Annotated in this window: 16 protein-coding genes, 1 tRNA gene and 1 pseudogene; 11 read left to right on the top strand and 7 right to left on the bottom strand. The window is 34.8% G+C overall.

Going from position 1 to position 18243, the window contains the following annotated elements:
- Positions 1-207: 207 nt before the first annotated feature.
- The 4 genes from MUW56_RS02385 (at position 208) to MUW56_RS22785 (ending at position 5046) form a co-directional block, all read left to right on the top strand.
- On the top strand, positions 208-2712 hold the full coding sequence (locus MUW56_RS02385; protein ID WP_292011680.1) for a PIG-L family deacetylase: 2505 nt from the start codon (positions 208-210) through the stop codon (positions 2710-2712).
- Positions 2713-2812: 100 nt separating this feature from the next.
- On the top strand, positions 2813-4504 hold the full coding sequence (locus tag MUW56_RS02380; RefSeq protein WP_292011679.1) for a sodium:solute symporter: 1692 nt from the start codon (positions 2813-2815) through the stop codon (positions 4502-4504).
- A gap of 24 nt (positions 4505-4528) precedes the next feature.
- A complete protein-coding gene (locus tag MUW56_RS02375) occupies positions 4529-4939 on the top strand; it encodes a DUF2911 domain-containing protein (RefSeq protein ID WP_292011678.1) in 411 nt (136 codons plus the stop codon).
- 35 nt (positions 4940-4974) lie between these two features.
- Positions 4975-5046, top strand: a complete 72-nt coding sequence (locus MUW56_RS22785; RefSeq protein WP_367118553.1) for a hypothetical protein — start codon at positions 4975-4977, stop codon at positions 5044-5046.
- 438 nt (positions 5047-5484) lie between these two features.
- Here MUW56_RS22785 and MUW56_RS02365 read toward each other — a convergent pair whose 3' ends face one another.
- Positions 5485-5964: a helix-turn-helix domain-containing protein gene (locus MUW56_RS02365; RefSeq protein WP_292011677.1), complete on the bottom strand. Its 480-nt coding sequence runs from the start codon at positions 5962-5964 to the stop codon at positions 5485-5487.
- Positions 5965-5966: 2 nt separating this feature from the next.
- Positions 5967-6485: a hypothetical protein gene (locus MUW56_RS02360; RefSeq protein WP_292011676.1), complete on the bottom strand. Its 519-nt coding sequence runs from the start codon at positions 6483-6485 to the stop codon at positions 5967-5969.
- A gap of 421 nt (positions 6486-6906) precedes the next feature.
- Here MUW56_RS02360 and MUW56_RS02355 point away from each other — a divergent pair, with 421 nt between their 5' ends.
- From MUW56_RS02355 to MUW56_RS02340, 4 genes are all read left to right on the top strand, one after another.
- Positions 6907-7182 carry an SMEK domain-containing protein gene (locus MUW56_RS02355; protein WP_292011675.1) on the top strand — a complete coding sequence of 92 codons (276 nt, stop codon included), beginning with the start codon at positions 6907-6909 and terminating at the stop codon, positions 7180-7182.
- Between the two features lie 92 nt (positions 7183-7274).
- Entirely contained in the window at positions 7275-8549 is a 1275-nt protein-coding gene (locus MUW56_RS02350; RefSeq protein ID WP_292011674.1) for a hypothetical protein, read from the top strand.
- Entirely contained in the window at positions 8522-11077 is a 2556-nt protein-coding gene (locus MUW56_RS02345; RefSeq protein WP_292011673.1) for a hypothetical protein, read from the top strand. Before MUW56_RS02350 ends, MUW56_RS02345 begins: the two co-directional genes overlap by 28 nt.
- 44 nt (positions 11078-11121) lie before the next feature.
- Positions 11122-11379, top strand: a complete 258-nt coding sequence (locus MUW56_RS02340; protein WP_292011672.1) for a hypothetical protein — start codon at positions 11122-11124, stop codon at positions 11377-11379.
- Between the two features lie 184 nt (positions 11380-11563).
- Here the strand turns inward: MUW56_RS02340 and MUW56_RS02335 are convergent.
- A tRNA-Arg gene (locus tag MUW56_RS02335) sits at positions 11564-11637 on the bottom strand.
- A 59-nt stretch (positions 11638-11696) separates the two neighbouring features.
- Here MUW56_RS02335 and MUW56_RS02330 point away from each other — a divergent pair.
- The 3 genes from MUW56_RS02330 to MUW56_RS02320 are packed head-to-tail and all read left to right on the top strand — an operon-like array spanning position 11697 to position 15477.
- A complete protein-coding gene (locus tag MUW56_RS02330) occupies positions 11697-12743 on the top strand; it encodes an ABC transporter substrate-binding protein (RefSeq protein ID WP_292011671.1) in 1047 nt (348 codons plus the stop codon).
- A 45-nt stretch (positions 12744-12788) separates the two neighbouring features.
- The gene (mtgA, locus tag MUW56_RS02325) at positions 12789-13433 is read left to right on the top strand and encodes a monofunctional biosynthetic peptidoglycan transglycosylase (protein WP_292011670.1); all 645 of its coding nucleotides are present in this window, start codon (positions 12789-12791) and stop codon (positions 13431-13433) included.
- 13 nt (positions 13434-13446) lie between these two features.
- Positions 13447-15477 carry a recombinase gene (locus tag MUW56_RS02320; RefSeq protein WP_292011669.1) on the top strand — a complete coding sequence of 677 codons (2031 nt, stop codon included), beginning with the start codon at positions 13447-13449 and terminating at the stop codon, positions 15475-15477.
- A gap of 207 nt (positions 15478-15684) precedes the next feature.
- On the opposite strand, the gene MUW56_RS02315 is transcribed toward MUW56_RS02320, so the two are convergent.
- The 4 genes and pseudogenes from MUW56_RS02315 to MUW56_RS02300 all read right to left on the bottom strand — a co-directional run bounded on the left by MUW56_RS02315 (position 15685) and on the right by MUW56_RS02300 (position 18224).
- Positions 15685-15978, bottom strand: a complete 294-nt coding sequence (locus MUW56_RS02315) for a hypothetical protein (RefSeq protein WP_292011668.1) — start codon at positions 15976-15978, stop codon at positions 15685-15687.
- A 71-nt stretch (positions 15979-16049) separates the two neighbouring features.
- A complete protein-coding gene (locus MUW56_RS02310) occupies positions 16050-16271 on the bottom strand; it encodes a hypothetical protein (protein WP_292011667.1) in 222 nt (73 codons plus the stop codon).
- A gap of 175 nt (positions 16272-16446) precedes the next feature.
- A pseudogene (locus tag MUW56_RS02305) lies at positions 16447-17525 on the bottom strand (DNA replication/repair protein RecF).
- Between the two features lie 3 nt (positions 17526-17528).
- A complete protein-coding gene (locus MUW56_RS02300) occupies positions 17529-18224 on the bottom strand; it encodes a hypothetical protein (RefSeq protein ID WP_367118490.1) in 696 nt (231 codons plus the stop codon).
- Positions 18225-18243 lie beyond the last annotated feature (19 nt).

Here is an 18243-nt window from a genome sequence, read left to right as displayed (position 1 = left end):
TTAAGTTCACATAAGATGAAAATCCTTAGTGTACTTCTTCTACACAAAGTATATCACTTAACTAGCTTAAGTGTTTAAAAATCTTTTGTGCCTTTTGTGGTTTTATAAAAAATTTTAAACAGCTTTTTTTATGAAATTCAGAGTATAATTCTTTTAAGGTTGAAAGAAAGATGATTTACTTATATTTGCCCTGCAAAGCAAATTCAAATGTTCAAAAAAGTAATCACTGTATCTATACTAGGCTTTAATACGGTTTTTTGTTTGGCCCAGCAGGTCCGGCCTTCCAAATCATCTGAAATTTACCGTGAACTCAAAACTCTTAAACAGCTGCCTAAAGTTTTATACCTTGCGGCTCATCCCGATGATGAAAATACAGGATTACTCTCCTGGTTAATCAACGATCAAAATGTAGAAACGGGCTATCTGTCTTTAACCAGAGGGGATGGTGGTCAGAATTTATTAGGTATAGAGCAAGGTGCGGCATTGGGTTTAATCAGAACGCATGAGCTTTTAGAGGCAAGAAAGTTAGACGGCGCCCAACAGTTTTTTACTCGGGCGATTGACTTCGGGTTCTCTAAAAATACGACTGATACCTTTAAACAATGGGACGAAGACAGCATTATCGCTGATGCAGTTTGGGTAATCCGTAAATTCCGTCCTGATGTTATCATTTGTCGTTTTCCTCCTACTGCTGCGGCAGGCCACGGACAACATGCGGCTTCGGCTGTGGTTGCGGAAAAAGCTTTTAAGCTGGCAGGTGATAAAACCGCTTTTCCAAATCAACTAAAATATGTTACTATATGGCAGCCAAAACGCGTATTGTGGAATACTTTCCGCTTTGGTGGGGTCAATACGACAGCTGAAAATCAACTGAAAGTTACCGTTGGGCAATATGATGCGCAATTGGGAATGGGATACGGTGAATTGGCAGGATTAAGCAGAAGTTTACATAAAAGCCAGGGTGCGGGAACACAGTCTGTAGCCGGGATCAGAACTGAATATTTTGCCCACGTTATCGGCGAACCTGCAAAAGCAACACTTTTTGACGGAGTCGTTAAAACCTGGACTGCAAAAGGAAATGCTGATATTGACCAATCATTAGATAAAATTATTTCCGCTTTCAATTTCAATAATCCAGACCATAGCTTACCTGCATTGCTTGCATTGCGAAAAAAGATTATGGCGCTGCCTGATGCCGACCTAAAAAAGGATAAAATTAAATCTATTGACAACATCATTTTAAGCTGTGCCGGGTTTATGGGCGAGGTCGTTACCAATCAGGCCGAAGCTGTTGCCGGAGATCATTACAATTTCAGGTTAAATCTGATCTCAAGAGCTGAAAATCCTGTTGTTTTAGAAAATGTAAAATGGTTAAGTCAGTCAGAAAATTTCAACAGAAAACTATCAAAAGATTCTTTAATTACCCTTGAGCATAAAATTCAGATTCCTGCAGATGCAGCACTCACAGAACCTTACTGGTTGGCAAAACCAGCCACGAACGCGGCAACTTTCGCTGTTCCAAATGATACTTTAGTTGGTTTGCCTGAGGCAGAATCACCACTGAATGTTTTGCTTGATTTAAAAATCGGATCGGAAAAGCTTCAGGTTAAACTTCCTTTATCTTTCAAGAAATTAGACCCGGTGCGTGGTGATGTGGTGGAAGCCTTGCGCATTGTTCCTGCATTGGAACTGAAATTTACACAACCAGTTTATTTAGTCAAAGAAAATGAAGATTTACATTTGAGTTTAAATTGTAAGGTGAATTCTAACAAACAATACAGTAACGGTATTCTCAACCTGATGTATAACGGAGAACGGTTAGGCGGAGCTGATGTAAGTTCGCTCAATGGGAAAGATAGTACCGTCGATTACGTTATTCCAAAAAATAAGCTTGCCTCCATACATTCGGATCGTTTGCAATTGGATGCCAATTTTGTGGCAGATGGAGTCACTTATCATAAAAAACAAGTATTAATTCAGTATCCGCATTTACCCTCCTTACAATATTTTGCGCCTGCAACAGTAACCGTAATGAAAGGCGATATTCAGGCGAAGGTTAAAAAAGTGGGTTATATAGAAGGTGCGGGCGATTTCATTCCTGAGTTCCTACGCATTGCAGGTATTCAGGTAGAGGTCTTGAAAGACGAAGATTTTTATGGCAGCTTAGATGAATCTGGTGGAAACGGCAGCCAAAACAAGCTATCACAATATGATGCCATCGTACTGGGTGTTCGTGCCAATAACACAGAGAAAAAACTGGGTCGCTGGATGCCTTTTTTATGGTCTTATGCAAAAGCTGGCGGTAATTTGGTGATGCAATACAATACTAACCAGGATACAACTGTTGACAAATTGGGAATGTATAATTTCAGCATTGCCAATAAGCGGGTTACCGAAGAAAATGCTGCGGTAACGTTTTTAAATCCCAATCATAAATTACTGAACTTTCCGAATAAAATTACTGCAGATGATTTTAAAGGCTGGGTACAAGAGCGTGGCGCCTATTTCCCTGCTCAATGGGATACAGCGTATGAACCGCTTTTTGAAATGCACGATACAGATGAAGAGCCACTGCAGGGATCAACTTTATATGCCAAATATGGAAAGGGTAATTTTATTTATACACCGTTGGCATTTTTCAGACAGCTGCCCGCGGGAAATGTTGGGGCGGCACGTTTATTTTTTAACTTTTTATCTGCACAGAAAAACTGATGAACAAGCAATTTAAAAATTGGAATATCTGGTATATATTACTGGCAGCTGCATTAGTATTGCAGATCGTATTTTATTATTTGTTTACTAAATTCTGGGCATGAGCAATATAGATTGGACAGTTCTCATTTTTACACTTGTTGCAGTGGTAGTTTACGGCGTATTCATCGGTCGTGGCCAAAAAAGCAACGCATCCTACCTGAAAGCAGATAATAAAATGCCCTGGTATATTGTGCTTATCGGTATTATGGCTACGCAGGCAAGTGCCATTACATTTCTTTCAGCACCGGGCCAGGCTTATACAGACGGTATGCGTTTCGTTCAGTATTACTTTGGTCTGCCTTTGGCGATGATTGTGATCTGCCTTACTTTCATCCCGATTTTTCAACGCTTAAATGTTTACACGGCTTATGAATATTTGGAAAACCGTTTTGATAAAAAAACAAGGGTACTCACTTCACTACTTTTTCTTTTTTCCAGAGGCTTATCAACAGGAATCAGCATTTATGCTCCGAGTATCATCTTGTCAAGCGTTTTAAACTGGAATATTTATGTAACCAATGTTTTAACAGGCGGAATTTTGTTGATTTACACCTATGTTGGCGGAGCAAAAGCGATTGCTCACACCCAAAAATTACAGTTTCTCATTATTCTGGGAACCATGGCTTTTGCAGGTTATTTACTTATTCAAAATATGCCGAATGGAATTGGTTTTAAAGATGCGCTGTATCTGGCGGGGAAATCCGGAAAGCTCAATGTAATCACCACAGAATTCGATTGGAAAGATAAATACAATATTTGGAGCGGGCTGATTGGCGGTTTTTTTCTGGCACTTTCTTACTTCGGTACTGACCAGAGTCAGGTCGGGAGGTATATTACTGCGAAAGACAATACCAATGCAAAAATGGGCTTGCTGTTGAACGGATTGGTTAAAATTCCGATGCAATTTGCTATTCTCCTGATCGGTGCCTTGCTTTTCGCATTCTTTTCTCTAAAACCGGCTCCGATTTATTTTAACGAACGTTCTTATCAATATTTAAAGGAAACAAAACCTGAACAGGCTGCGGTATTTGAAAAGGAGCATCAGAATCTGCAAATAAAATTTAATGCAGAATCGAAAGAAATTTTAAGATTGAAAGAAACTCATTCTCCCCAACTTAAAAAAACAATTCAGGATTTTAAAAACACACAAACCCAGGTAAAAGCACTGCACGGAAGGGTAGAGGAAGCGATCAATACATCAAACTATAATGCAGAGAAAACGGATACGAATTACATTTTCCTGTATTTCGTGAAAAATACCCTGCCTGTAGGGATGATCGGTTTATTGTTTGCCGTCATTTTTCTAGCCAGCTGGGGTTCAATTTCGGCAGCGCTGAATTCCCTTGCCGCCTGCTCATTAAAAGATGTTCATTTGATATTTAAAAAAGAAATTCCTGATGATGCAACCGAATTGAAGTACAGCCGCCTGCACACTTTAGCCTGGGGTATTTTCTCCATCGGCGTTGCTATGTTTGCCACTCAAATGGGTTCTCTTATTGAAGCGGTAAATGTATTAGGCTCTCTTTTCTACGGTCCGATATTAGGGATTTTTCTTGTTGCCTTTTACTATAAAAAAATTACCGGTTCCAATGTATTTATTGCTGCAATTTTATCAGAAATTGCTGTGATTGCCGTTTATCAGTTCGATATCGTTTCTTTCCTTTGGCTTAATGTAATTGGGGCAGCGGCGGTAATTATATTTTCGACAATTGGTTTATTGTTTTATAAACCGAAAGCAGTAAATTCGTAAACGAACAACAAACAAAAAAATAGTATGAAAACAATGATTAAATCTGCTACCATGCTTTTTGCTGCAATGACGATTTCAGTAAATGCCTTTGCACAGGACACTAAAAAACCTGCCAGCCCTCCGGCTACTGCTACGGGAAAAATTAAAGATGCAACCATTACAATTGCCTATAGCAGTCCTTCTGTTAAAGGGCGTACAATCTGGGGCGGTCTGGAAGCTTATGATAAAGTTTGGCGTGCAGGTGCCAATGAAGCAACTACTTTCGAAACGGATAAAGATATTACCGTTCAGGGTAAAAAACTTCCTGCAGGTAAATACAGCTTTTTCTTAATCCCTAAAAAAACGGAACCTGGACTGCGATTTTCAACAAAGAGCCCAAACAATGGGGCGCTTATAAATACGAGGAAGCAAAAGATGCTTTGCGTGTTGATGTAAAAACAAAGGCTTTACCAGCAACACAGGAAACTTTAGTGTATAAAGTAAATAATAATGGATTCACAATGGATTGGGATAAAATCTCAGTTCCTGTAGAGATAAAATAAATTTAAATATAAGAAATTAAAATCCCGTTAATGCGGGATTTTTTTTGTTTAAATTTTTGATATTGTATCAAATATTACTAGGTGATTTCAGACTGTTTATTTAAGCAACAGGATAAAAGTCACAACAAAGCGTATCTTCATTAAGCAGAGAAACAATTTTTACATTTATTTCTTTGCAGTTGCTATTAAATAAGTGGAGAGTCTTAAGGTTTCCACTTACCATTTGGGTTATATTCTCTAATGTTATCATTGTGATATTTTTAATATGAAAACTTTTTATAGTTTACTAAATCTATTTTTGTATTTGTAAAAGTATGTATTGCAAAGGAAGTATTTATTTACGCATTCTTTTTGCGTAGTTATTATAATGTCTATTAAATAAAAAATCCCTAAACTTTAGGGATTCAATTTTATTAACTATTTCTAAGAAAAGAAAAATTAAAAATCAAGCATTTTAGCATAATCATACTTTTCATACTCGTCATTTCTTTTTTCTTCTTTTCTTAACTCAATGATTTCATTTTTAATTTGTATTCCAAACCAATATTCAGGTTTAGTATGAGTAAAACGACTAATTTTTAATGCTACTTTAGCATTTAATTTTCTTTCACCAATTAAGTATTTATGCAAATTAGAATCTTGCATATCTAGATATTTAGCAAACTCTTTTTTAGTAATATTCAATATTTTCAAATACATCTTTACAAAATCTAAAAGCTTAAGAGTTTCGTCGTTAGTACTGTCAAGTGCAATATAATCTTCAATCTGAAATTGAATAGATAAGAGTTCATTTCTTAATAATCTTCTTTTAGATTGATTACTAGAATTTTGTTTGATATATTCTTTTACCAAACTTCTTCTAGACTCATTAAAAACACTTTCTATCTTAATTTCTTTAACTTCTTTTGTTGTTTTCATATCTAACTATTTAAATAAAACTCAATTAGTTCCTCCCCATCTTGGGGAGCTATTATCATCATGTTTGTTCCTTGAATTCTCATGGCTTTATATTTTTTTGAATATAGTCCCATTAATTTGTCGGCCTCTTCTTTTGTAGGTTCCCAAACCTCAAAAGAAAGCCATCCTTTATAGTCATCTTCACCCAGTTTAAAACTTAACCTGCAGGCAAATGCAATAAGGCAACCTGCCACTTTATCAAACTGCCCATCTTTTCCTTTATTATGGGGAGCTATTTCTACGTAAGCCATAAAGGGTTCAACTTTATCGCGCATTTCAAAAATTAAGCATCCTTCTGGAACTTCTTCATCGTTTTCACGAACCAGCACATACGTTTTAGTATTTTTAACTTTAGAATGCTTTTTAAAATTGAATCTCCAATTATCAGTTAAAGAAGGAAGATTTCCTTTGTAATCTTTGAGCTCAATAATTTTTGCTTCAATCCCTATCTTATTATTTACATCATAAATCTTTACTTTCATTCAACATTTTGTTTATATCAAAGATAGCAAAAATTATACAAATTGTATAATTTAAATAGAAGTAATTTATTGTTCTCAACATATATAATACACTAACTATAATAAAATTGTAAGAATGTCTTTAAATACTTTCATAAAATTTACTATAGTTTAGGTTAAACAGAAATTTTGATTTAAAAGAAAGAGGATTAAAAAGTAAATATAGTTGGTTGCTTTTTGATGGCTCATTATTTATTATAAAAGGCAGTTTACGCAGGTTGGGAAAATAAAAATTGATGAAGTTAATATTTGATAGGAGCGTATTAATATAGCTTTTAGACTTATTATTTAATAACTTTATACACTATAAGTTATGTTATGTAACAATAAAAGACTACCATATAACCATTTTTGATTTTTAATTAGACAGATAATTCTATTTATGAGTTTACCAGATTATTTTCACAATATTAGAACATATTTGTTCGCCTATGCTGACCATCTAAAATATACAAATTCAGTAGGATTAGGTGATTACAATATTTTTGCAGAAAATCTATTTAAAGATTTGTTAAATGTACTGTTTGATTGGGATCTTCTTAATGCTAATGCTCAAAGAAGAAATCAAAAAAGTTATGACTTGGTTTCCAAAGCAAATAATATTTTTATACAAGTTACAGCAAACAAGAATCATAAAAAAAATATAATAGTAGTGTAGAATCATTTAAAGATCTTGCCAAAGATGGTGATCATTTTATAGTCTTTTTTATCACTAAAAATGTCAATAAGAATATCCTGAAACGTGATATCGTGGAAGGTGTTATATACGAAGCTTACGACCTTTCCAAATTAATGGATACTATTTTATTTGAATGTTCAGAATCTGGAAAATTAATGATGATTAACAATATTCTTGCGAGTTCCCTACATGCCAAGCTTTACGAACAGCTGCCCATCATTTTCAAAGAAGCAAATCCAGAAATTCCACTACAAAAAATAAATGATAATTATCCTGAAGTATATATACATAGAGAAAATTTAATCGACCGGCTCTATGATTTTCTACAAGAAAAGAATGGGTTATTAGTTGGAGGTCCTGGATATGGAAAAAGTTTTATCCTTGAAGAACTCCAAAGGTATTGCAGAAATAAGAAGCAGTCTTGTTTAATCATAAGAATTAATGATCTGACTGAAGGTAATAATGAAGAAATAGGGGAAGAGCTAAAGTTAAACAAAGATTGGCTGGCTACATTGTCCCAGATGAAGATGAATAAAGAACTAGCAATATTAGTTTTTGATGCCTATGATACAGCTAAGGATGAAAAATTAAAAAGCAATATATTAAAGGCAATAAAAAAATCAATAGAAGATTTACCTGTAAATTGGCGAATAATTGTAAGCGTAAGGACTTATGACGCCACGAAATCAAGGAAACTTCTTGAAATGTTTCCAGCTGATGATGTCAATAACCAAGTATCATGTAGGCATTTCCAAATACCTGAATTTTCTGATTCTGAAGTTGAACAAGCATTTTCTTCAATTCCTGAATTTCAAGGAGTTCTTGAACAATGTAATGTGGAATTAATAAAACTATTAAGGATACCTTATTTTTATAATTTGTTTTATAAGGTTTTAATTGGGAATATAGAAAAATTGGGTGAATTCATTGGTATTAACAGCGAAGAACAATTACTAAATGTTTTTTGGATTAATAAAATTGAAGACAATTTGGGAAAAGAATTATTCCTGAAGAGGTTGACTTCAGATCTGGTAAAGAACTCAAGTTTATCTTGTGAGAAATATTCAGTAGTCACTGCGGAAAATGCTACTGTATTTAATGAACTTATCAGTTCAGGAGTTTTAGAGGAAGTAACTGTTATGAAACAAAAAATTGCATTTACTCATAACATACTTCTTGATTTTGCAATCTCTAAATATTTGCTAAATCTGGATGTGGAAAAACAGCTGGAATTTGTTTCAGCTAATGAGAAAGTTCCATTATTTTTAGGCAAAGTTTCATTTATTTTTATACTAAACTATACAAAGAAGATAATGTTTTGTTCTGGCTGCATTACTTTAAAATAGTTAAAAAAGATGTTGCCTTATTTCGATTATTCCATCAAACATCACTGATTTATGTGTTGGTGAATTGTTATAACTCAGATGAGGATCTGCAGATAATTTTTGAAGAAAAAGAAGTTAATGAAAAAGGCCGAATTATAAGAAAATTACTTGAAGGTATAAGGTTTTTAACCAAAGGTAATATCAGAGAAAAGGATGTTAATTTGCTGTTGAAAATTTCTTCAAATTTACATTGGTTAAGTTTATGGGAGACAAATGTCCTCATTGAAAAAAGTATTGAACAATTCTCTTTGAGTGGCAACTTATCAGTTGTTGAAATTCTATCTAATGCAAGCTGCAATTGTTTTGATTTTGTATGGGAAAACAGAACAACTAGCCAAAATAAAGCTGTTCTTGATCATAACGGAGGTATGAGAGCTATTGAAAATATATCTAAAACTCTACCATTTAATTTAAAAAAAGCGGAAAGTATTTTTAACAATGTTTTATCCTTACTAAATGAAGATGATTTTCCTATTGGCTACTTCAATGAATTAGCAGATAATATTTTGCTGATGAATCAGCATGATAAGGAAATGGCAGCTCAAATTTACAAATCACTCTATTTTCATACAGAATTAAGTGATAAAGAGACAAATTTAGGTAATGGAGTTGTATTAGCTCTTAGGAGTAACAGAAAACAAGATTATGGAATGGTACATTATGCACTCGAAGAAAAGTTTACAGAACTTTTGAATTTGGATTCAGCACTCATACTCGGTCTTGAGATTTACAACATAGCAAATAATCTGGAGAAAGACAGACTCTATAAGAAAGCAAATTTTAAAATTGGAAAGAATAGGCTGGAAATATGTTCTGATTATTCTAGATTTGATTATGATAGTTCAAATGCTCCATCATCTTATATGGGTAAGATTATGGATGTGATACGTGAAAATTTAAGCAGTAGTGCTACATCCTCTAAAGCAATATATCAAATTAGAAAACTTATGCCTGAATTAAGGCATGCAATGGCTTGGCGGCGATTGATTCAAATTTTCAGGATGTTTCCACAAAAAACAAAACTTATAGCTTACCAGTTGCTGACTAAAAAAGAAATTTATTTATTTGATGAAACACTATATGAAGCTGGGGAATTGATAAAAGCTGTTTGGCCTTATCTAACCTATGATAAAAAAGAAAAGGTAGAAAAAATTGTTCTTTCACTGTTGTCAAATAATGAATATGTTGACATACCTCATATTATTAGAGAAAGAGTTAATCAAATCATAAACTGTATTCCTTCAGAACAAGCGATAACGAAAGAAGCAAAAGAAATTCTTACAGAAAATGTAAAAGTTCCTAATGAGCCATTAGTTTATGAAGGTAATGTGCTTGCCGATGTTTCTTATGCGTCACGAGAAGAAAAAGCGAAAATGGCTGGATTTAATCTTGATGATGTTGATGATGTACTAATATATCAGAAAATAGAAGAAATTGAAACTTTTAATAATCTATATAATAATACAGAAGAGCTTCCTGTAAAATCTGACTTCAAAACTATTTTGAGTTATTTAGAAGAGATGTTTTTAGAATGTAGTACTTGGGATAATTATAAAAGAAAAAATGCAGAACTCGAAATTGCGAGGTTTATAAGTATATTTTCAAAGTTTGGAAATCAATTAAGTAATAATGAGCATAAACTTGTCAAGAAAATAGCGTTAAAATATATTCAAGATGTAAATTACCAGAAAACTGAATGCGAGTTCGGTGACCTGAGTCAAACTGTATCAGGGTATGGGCCAGATGCAAAAAATATATCAGTGCTTACACTGCTTAGGATAATGAGCATTTTCAAAGAAAAAGATATAGAAGATATTGTTTTGTCACTAATGTTTGATAATGAAAAAATTGTAAGATTTAAAGCGCTCAAGGGACTTAAATATTTTTGGAAAGAAAGGAGAGAGAGTTATTGGAATATTGCTAACAAATTGTGCATTGTAGAATCTGATGGAATGTGCTTTAATGAGCTTCTTTTGGCAGTGTATCCACATGAAATTATTGTAGAAAATCAGAAAGATGTCGAAGATTTAATATTATCTGTATTATCAAGATTAAATACCTACAATGGTAAAGTAGCTCCAGAAATTTGGAAAGTATTAGTGGTTATTCTTTTAAAATTAATAATTTATCAGGATAGTTCGAGAGCACGGATATTAGTTAGCGAAAATAAACACATCAAAGCATTTTCTCACAATCTGATATTTGAGATTATGAAAGTCATTGATCCTCATAATGAGAATAATAATTATCAAGGTGATCCGGAACAGCATAATGAACTTATAAATATACTTTTTGAATTAATTACATACAGGTTCAAAAGAATCCACGCTAAACACTTAGATTCTGACTATAATCTTGAAGATTTTGAAATCGTCGATTATTTAATTCAGCATTTGTATTTTACGGTTGATCACGGAAAAGGAATTAATAAAGGAAAATCTATCTCACAGGATGATAAAATTACGTTTTACAAAAAATTAAGCCATTAATCAATTATGTTGTTGAGCAGTCTGTGGCTCTCGATTCTGGATACATGTTAGCTCATACGGGATATTATTTTATGAAAATGTTGAATGTTTTATTTGAATTAGATCCTGAGAATATTTTAGATTTCTCAAACAAAATAGTGCTGTGTGCTTCTAAATCGGGTTTTACATATGACCAAACAACTTTAAGAGAAATTATAAAATTAACAGAGCTTATTCTAACAGACTATAAAGAGATATTATATGAAAAGGATAATTTCAATAAATTAATTTCTGTGTTAGATTATTTTTCTAACTCTGGTTGACAGGAAGCAATGGAAATGACCTGACGATTACAGGAAGCATTTTAGGAATGATGTAAAAAGATTTTTAACTTTTGCATCAAGAATCGTTGAATAGATTTTGTTAGAGCTTTAAAAAACATTATTCTGGCATCAAAAACAAAAAAATGGCTCAATTTAGATTAAATTGGAGCCATTTGGGCGTTTGTGACCTCGACAGGATTCAAACCTGTAACCTTCTGAGCCGTAATCAGATGCGCTATTCAGTTGCGCCACGAGGCCGTTGTTTCCTTGTTGTTTAAGGGTTTGCAAATATAGCACTTTTTTCTTTTCTTTGAAAGATGAAACAGAAAATTTTACTTCTAATCGCGGTTTTTTCGCTAATTGCCTGTAAGAGAGAACCAAAAATTTCGTCCTCAGATTGGACCCATATTTCAAACCGTACCCAATATAAGGAACATGACGGGGTTCTTGAGCTAAAATCGGGAAATTACAGCTATAATTTTAAGCAAAATCAAACTCCGTTTAAGAAAATCATCCTCTTAAATGCAAGTATGGCGGGCTATATCTCGGAACTTGGAGCCGAAGACCTGATCATAGGAGTGTCAAGCCCGGAATATATTTATTCCGAAAAAATTCAAAACCTGTTGAAGGAAGGAAAAATTCAGAATGTGGGAAGCGAGCAGAAGTATGATGTGGAAAAAATCATTTCCCTGAAGCCGGATGCTATTTTTACAAACCATATTGCCAGTTTTGACAATACCTATGAGCTGCTGAAAAACAATGGAATTCAGGTGGTATTTCTGGATGAGTATATGGAACAGCAGCCGTTGGAAAAAACAGCCTATATTAAGCTTTTCGGAGAGTTGTTAGGGAAAGAAAAAGAAGCAGAAGCCCAATACCAGGAAATTGAAAAGAACTACAGTGAGTTGAAAGAGCTTGCCTTAAAAGCAAAAGAAAAGCCTGTTGTTTTAGCCAATGAAATGTATGGCGATGTGTGGTATCTTCCGGGTGGAAATACGTCTGTTGCCCACTATATTGCAGATGCCAATGCTTCCTATGTTATGAAAGATAATAAAGATGAAAAAGCGTTAACGATGAGTTTTGAAGAGGTATACGCCAAAGCAGGAGGCGTGCAGTACTGGGTGAATGCAGGGAGCCATACTTCTAAAAAAGAAATGCTGGGAATGAATTCTTTTTATGGAAAACTGGACGTATTCAATAAAGGAAAGATCTATACCATCGCGGGAAAAGAAAAACTGAAAGCCAATGATTTCTTTGAAAGCGGTGTCGTAAGAGCCGACCTGGTTCTTAAAGACTATATTAAGATCTTTCATCCTGAACTTCTTCCGGATTATCAGCTGACGTATATGAAAGAATTGCAGTAACTCAGACTATTTGCTTATTTTTGCATTTCCTTTTTAGAAAAAATTATGTGGAAAAAAATTAAACAGCTGATCTTCATCGCTCTTGTTCTGAATGTGGTTTTTATTATTTGGGGACGGTTTTTCAATCCGCCGGTTACCATTACCCAGATAGGAGCTCTTTTTGAGTATGGAAAGCTGCACAGAGACTATATTTCCTACGACGAAATGGGAAATAATGTAAAAAAAGCGGTCATCGCTTCTGAAGACCAGAAATTCTTTGATCATAACGGATTCGATTATACAGCCATTGAAAAAGCAATGAAGTATAACGAAAAAGGGAAAAAAATAAGAGGAGGAAGTACGATCTCCCAGCAGACGGCAAAAAATGTTTTTCTCTGGCAGGGCAGAAGCTGGGTCAGAAAAGGATTGGAAGCCGTCTATACGTTTATTATAGAAAAAGTATGGAGTAAAGACATTATCCTTGAAAGATACCTGAATTCTATTGAAATGGGGCAGGGCGTATTTGGAGTGGAAGCGGCCGCTCAGTATTATTTTGGAAAATCATCCAAAGATCTGAGCGCTTCAGATGCTGCCTGGATTGCTGCTGTACTGCCTAATCCAAAGAAATATGATCCGAAAAATCCATCCCCATATTTAAGAAAGAAGCACAATTGGATCATGAGACAGATGAGGAATGTGAGTTTGAAATAGTATCTTTGTACTAATGAAATTTTTTAATTCCAGCACAAATTTTGAGTCAGTTCTTAAAAAATATTTTTCTTTTAAGAACGAAACCCTTTCTTTAGAGCCGTTTGCAGAGTTTTTAGAGAGCATTAAAGTAGCAGATTTTACAGATGTCCTCAATTTTTTCAGAAATAATCCCAATTTTGCTGAAAATTTTAAACACTACTTACACAATATATTTAAAGGAAGACCCTTCAATTTGTCTTTGACAGAAGCCAATATCCTTTCCGAAAATGCTTTCTTTCCGGAACTTAAAAAAAGAATCCTGAACAAGGTTTTGCCTCCCGTAGAGAATGAGAAAACGGTGTGGTATATGATTGATAATGTCAGTCTGAGGCCTAAAAGAGACCTGAAGTATATCCATAACCTTCCTGAAAATGAGATTGATGAGTTTTTGACCATTGTAGGAGCTTCTGACTTTATTGTGAAGCCTAATGTGAAAAAAGAGCTGATCTTCTCTATGAACATCCTTTCCTGGAGGGTTACCGGAATGGCTATGGAAGTGGAAGTGGTAAGAATGGCCCCACAGTACAGGAATCTTGATAACCCGTTTCTGGCCCTCCAAAATGAACTGGAAACACTGGCTGAGGATCTCGTAAAAGATCCTGAACTGCAGCTTCATTCTAAAGACAGCAGATACAAACAGATCAAAATCTATACAGAACAATGTCTGGAGTTTGTGAATATTGCATTTAAAAACTCCGCCAAATATGGTATTTCAGGAAAGATCAATCAGGCATTGCTGAAGATCCGCCAGCAAACTGAAAGGATCTATGAAATTGTACAACTGCTGGTTATCGATAGTGACGAGGATGTTATGATTAAGTCAAAGCAGCTGATCTTTAACATTCTGAGCTATAAATCTCACAAAAATAATATTGCGGATCTGATCAACGACAGCACAAGGCTGATCTCCCATCTTATTACCAATCACACCGCAGAAACCGGTACCCACTATATCACTTCTACCCGTAAAGAATACATGACGATGTTCTATAAGGCGAGTGGTGGTGGAATCATTGTAGGAGCGCTTTGTGTGCTTAAAATGCTGTACGGATATATTCCGGGGAGTGATTTTTCCCATGCATTCCTGTATTCCATGAATTATGCGATGGGATTTGTGATGATCTATCTGATGGGATTTACCCTGGCCACCAAACAGCCGGCCATGACAGCCGCTACGATGACCAAAGTATTGTCAGAGGAAGGAAACAGCAAAAGAAATAATACTGAATTTGCCCACCTTGTCTCGAAGCTTTTCAGAAGCCAGTTCATTGCCTTTGTAGGAAATGTACTGCTTGCCTTTCCGATAGCCCTTGCCATTATTTATGGGCTGGATGTGTTTTTTTCACAAAACCTTGCGGTTGAAAGATCGGACAAATTATTAAAAGACCTCGATCCTTTTAAATCCAAAGCGATTCTGCATGCCAGTATTGCCGGGTTTTACCTTTTTATTTCAGGGATTATTTCAGGAAATATCGGGAACAACTCCGTTTTCTACCAAATCCCGGAAAGAATTGCGAAAAACCTTTCCATCAGAAGCTTTTTTGGAAAAAAATTCGCAAAAGGCCTTTCAAAATATTATGCTAAAAACTGGCCGGGTATTGTTTCCAATTTCTGGTTCGGTGTTTTCCTGGGAGCTACAGCACCGGTCGGATTGTTTTTCGGACTGGATCTGGACATCAGACATATTACCTTTGCTGCCGGGAATTTTGCGTTAGGGCTCTACGGAAAAGATTTTTCGGTAGATTCCTATACTTTCTGGATTTCTTTTATCACCGTTTTTCTGATAGGATTCTTTAATTTCCTGGTGAGTTTCAGTTTATCTATGTTCCTGGCATTCAGATCAAGAAAGATGAATTTTGGACAGGTAAGCGAGATCTATAAGGAAATCTTCAGATACTTTGTAAAACATCCGTTGAAGTTTTTCCTGCCATTGAGTTCAGGATTGGACAAAAAAGCTGATGACCTGATGAGCAGCACTATTGCTAATAAATCAGAAGAGCATTAAAATATAAAATAGAATAAAAAGAGGTTATTCCCGACGTGGAACAACCTCTTTTTTGTTTTCGCCGCGAAGGTACTTATGAAATAATTCGCACATTCATTGCTTTAGAATGAAAATTTTGCATACAAAAAGACTCTTAATTCTAGAGCGGATCATATGGCAAACATTCATTTTTTTGGTCACTTAAAAAAGCTTAGCGTTTTACATATTTTATAATATCTGGAGGTCATTGAATCGCTCCTCCCCAAATTTATCCTGGAATTTTTTCAGATAAAAGCTTTTGCGCATCTTAAAATCATGCTTTAGTAATGGAGAATCAATTGTGATAATGATACATCCTTTTTCAAGGCTGACACTTTTGATTTCACGGAAAAGGCTTTCGTCAAGGTAGTCTTCAAGAAAATCCTTGATCTCAAAGGCGATAAGTTTTCCCTCAAAGCCATAGATCCTGGCAAAAGATTTCACCAGTTCAGAGGATTGATATTCTCGTTTTTTCTTCTTCATAGTCGGGATGCGTGTTACGTATTTCGCGTTACGTGTTTCTGGCACGTACTTGTGTTAATGAGCTTTGTGGTTTAGATTAACCAGTGCTTAAGGTTGTTCCGATTCTTTATTTTCATTCCGGTTTTCTTTACCCCATTTTTATATACCTTCATTGTTCCACCTAATATATTGTATTCATTTCTTAATTTTTCAAATTCTGAGGAAATATCAGGATATAGGACAATAATTTTTTCCAAATGATTAATCGTTTCGTCATTGCCTGCATAACTGGTTTCCTGATTCAAACAGTTCATACTTAGGAAGAAGAAGAAAGGGCTGATGGGTTTTTAAAGATAAGTCCATCGTAATTTTGTAAATGTCCGGATTTCTGTAATTCTTATCATTCGTGTTATTTGCCTGATAAGTTAAGATAAAAAAACAGATACTTAATGCTTTATTTTTTTAACTTCATATCCCCGCACCTCGCACCTATATCTCAAAAATAATACTTTCCTCGTTAATTTTCTTTACTACACTTTCAGTACGTTCCCTATGAGTATCTGTAATAAAGATCTGTCCGAAACTTTCCTTATTGACCAGCTCAATCAGTTGTGAAACCCGGATGTCGTCGAGTTTGTCAAAAATATCATCCAGTAGAAGAATCGGTGTTTTACGAGTCAGTTCTTTTATAAGACTCATCTGGGCTAGTTTTAAAGAGATCAGGAAGGATTTCTGCTGTCCCTGAGATCCTATTTTTTTGATTAAAACATGATCCATTTCAAAAAGCAGATCGTCTTTATGGATTCCTTTTGAAGTATAGGTAAGCATGCGGTCTCTTTCAAGGTTTTCCTTTAAAAGATCTTCAAAAGAGTTTTCTAATAAATGAGATTCATAAATAACGGATACCGTTTCTTTCCCTCCGGAAATGATATCATAGAAATTCTGAACAATAGGATTCAACTGTTCTACAAATTCTTTTCTTTTCTTAAAAATTTTAGTTCCAAATTTGGAGATCGGATCATCATAAATTTCCAGTGAATCCTTATCCCAGGTTCTGTTTTTGGCAAAATATTTCAGTAGGGCATTTCTCTGCTGGATGGTTTTTTGATACTGGATCAGGTCAAAAAGATATTCTGAATCTGTCTGAGAGATCATGGAATCCAGAAATTTCCGTCTGCTTTCTCCGGAATCTGAAATGAGATTGGAATCATAGGGAGAAATCATAACGCTGGGAAGATAGCCAATATGATCAGCTAATCTGTCATAGCTTTTATCATTTTTTTGATCACTTTTTTGGCTTCCTTAGGCTGTGCTATTCTAATGATATCATCAGCGTCTTCGTTGATGATCTCTGCATCGATCGTGAAGAAATCTTCTTCTCTTTTAATGTTGTTGAGATCTGTGTTTCCTAAAAAGCTTTTTCCAACCGAAAGGTAATGAAGAGCATCCAGGATATTGGTCTTTCCCACGCCGTTATTTCCTACAAAACAGTTGATCTGCGGGGAAAATTCAAATTTTTTCTCAGAATGGTTTTTGAAATTGTAAAGGGAAAGCTTCTTGATAATCATTTGTCAAAAATACTCCATTATTAGTAAAAATAAAAAAGGAAGTGCAGAACAAGTTTCCACTCCAAATGAAAAATAGCTGTCATCTCTTTTATTTTCAGCGAAATAGATAAAAATATAGGTGGTCATACCGGACATAAAAAATGTGGCTGCATAGAGAGGTTTCAGATAGAAAACCCCAATCAGGCTGCTTATAAAAACAAGTGCATAAGCAATATATTTTGTATTCTGAACGCCTATTAACATCGGAAAGGTCTTCACCGTATCATTATCCATATCCCGGATATCGAAAGGAAGAACCAAGGCCGTGATAAAGAAAAAACTAATCAGAAAAATAGGGATGCTGAATTCAGAAAGGGTGAGCCAGCAGTTGACCAGCGCCCATACCAGTCCTACATAAAAAACCTTCAGCAAAGGGATCTTCCGGATATAAACATCGAGGAAAAAACTGTTATACAACAGTCCTAGAATGACAATAATAAACCATTTCAAAAGCCTTATTTCGTTGTGGTTGTGGATGATCAGAAAGGCACAGACGATTCCTGCTACAGCATTTAAAGCCACTATTTTTAAAAAGTGTCTGGTATACTGATACTTGGTGTACAGGTAACCGCTGAAATAGGTGATGAAAATTAATAATATGGTAGGGAAACGGAATGTGTTTTGCTCTTTCATGAAAAATACTGCAAAAAAAGTTCCCATTAATGAGACATAAATTTGG

This window comes from Chryseobacterium sp. (assembly GCF_022869225.1).
In the GTDB taxonomy this organism is placed as follows: domain Bacteria; phylum Bacteroidota; class Bacteroidia; order Flavobacteriales; family Weeksellaceae; genus Chryseobacterium.
The sequence above is the reverse complement of the archived record's forward strand: the minus strand, read 5'-3'. Positions and strand labels throughout refer to the sequence as shown.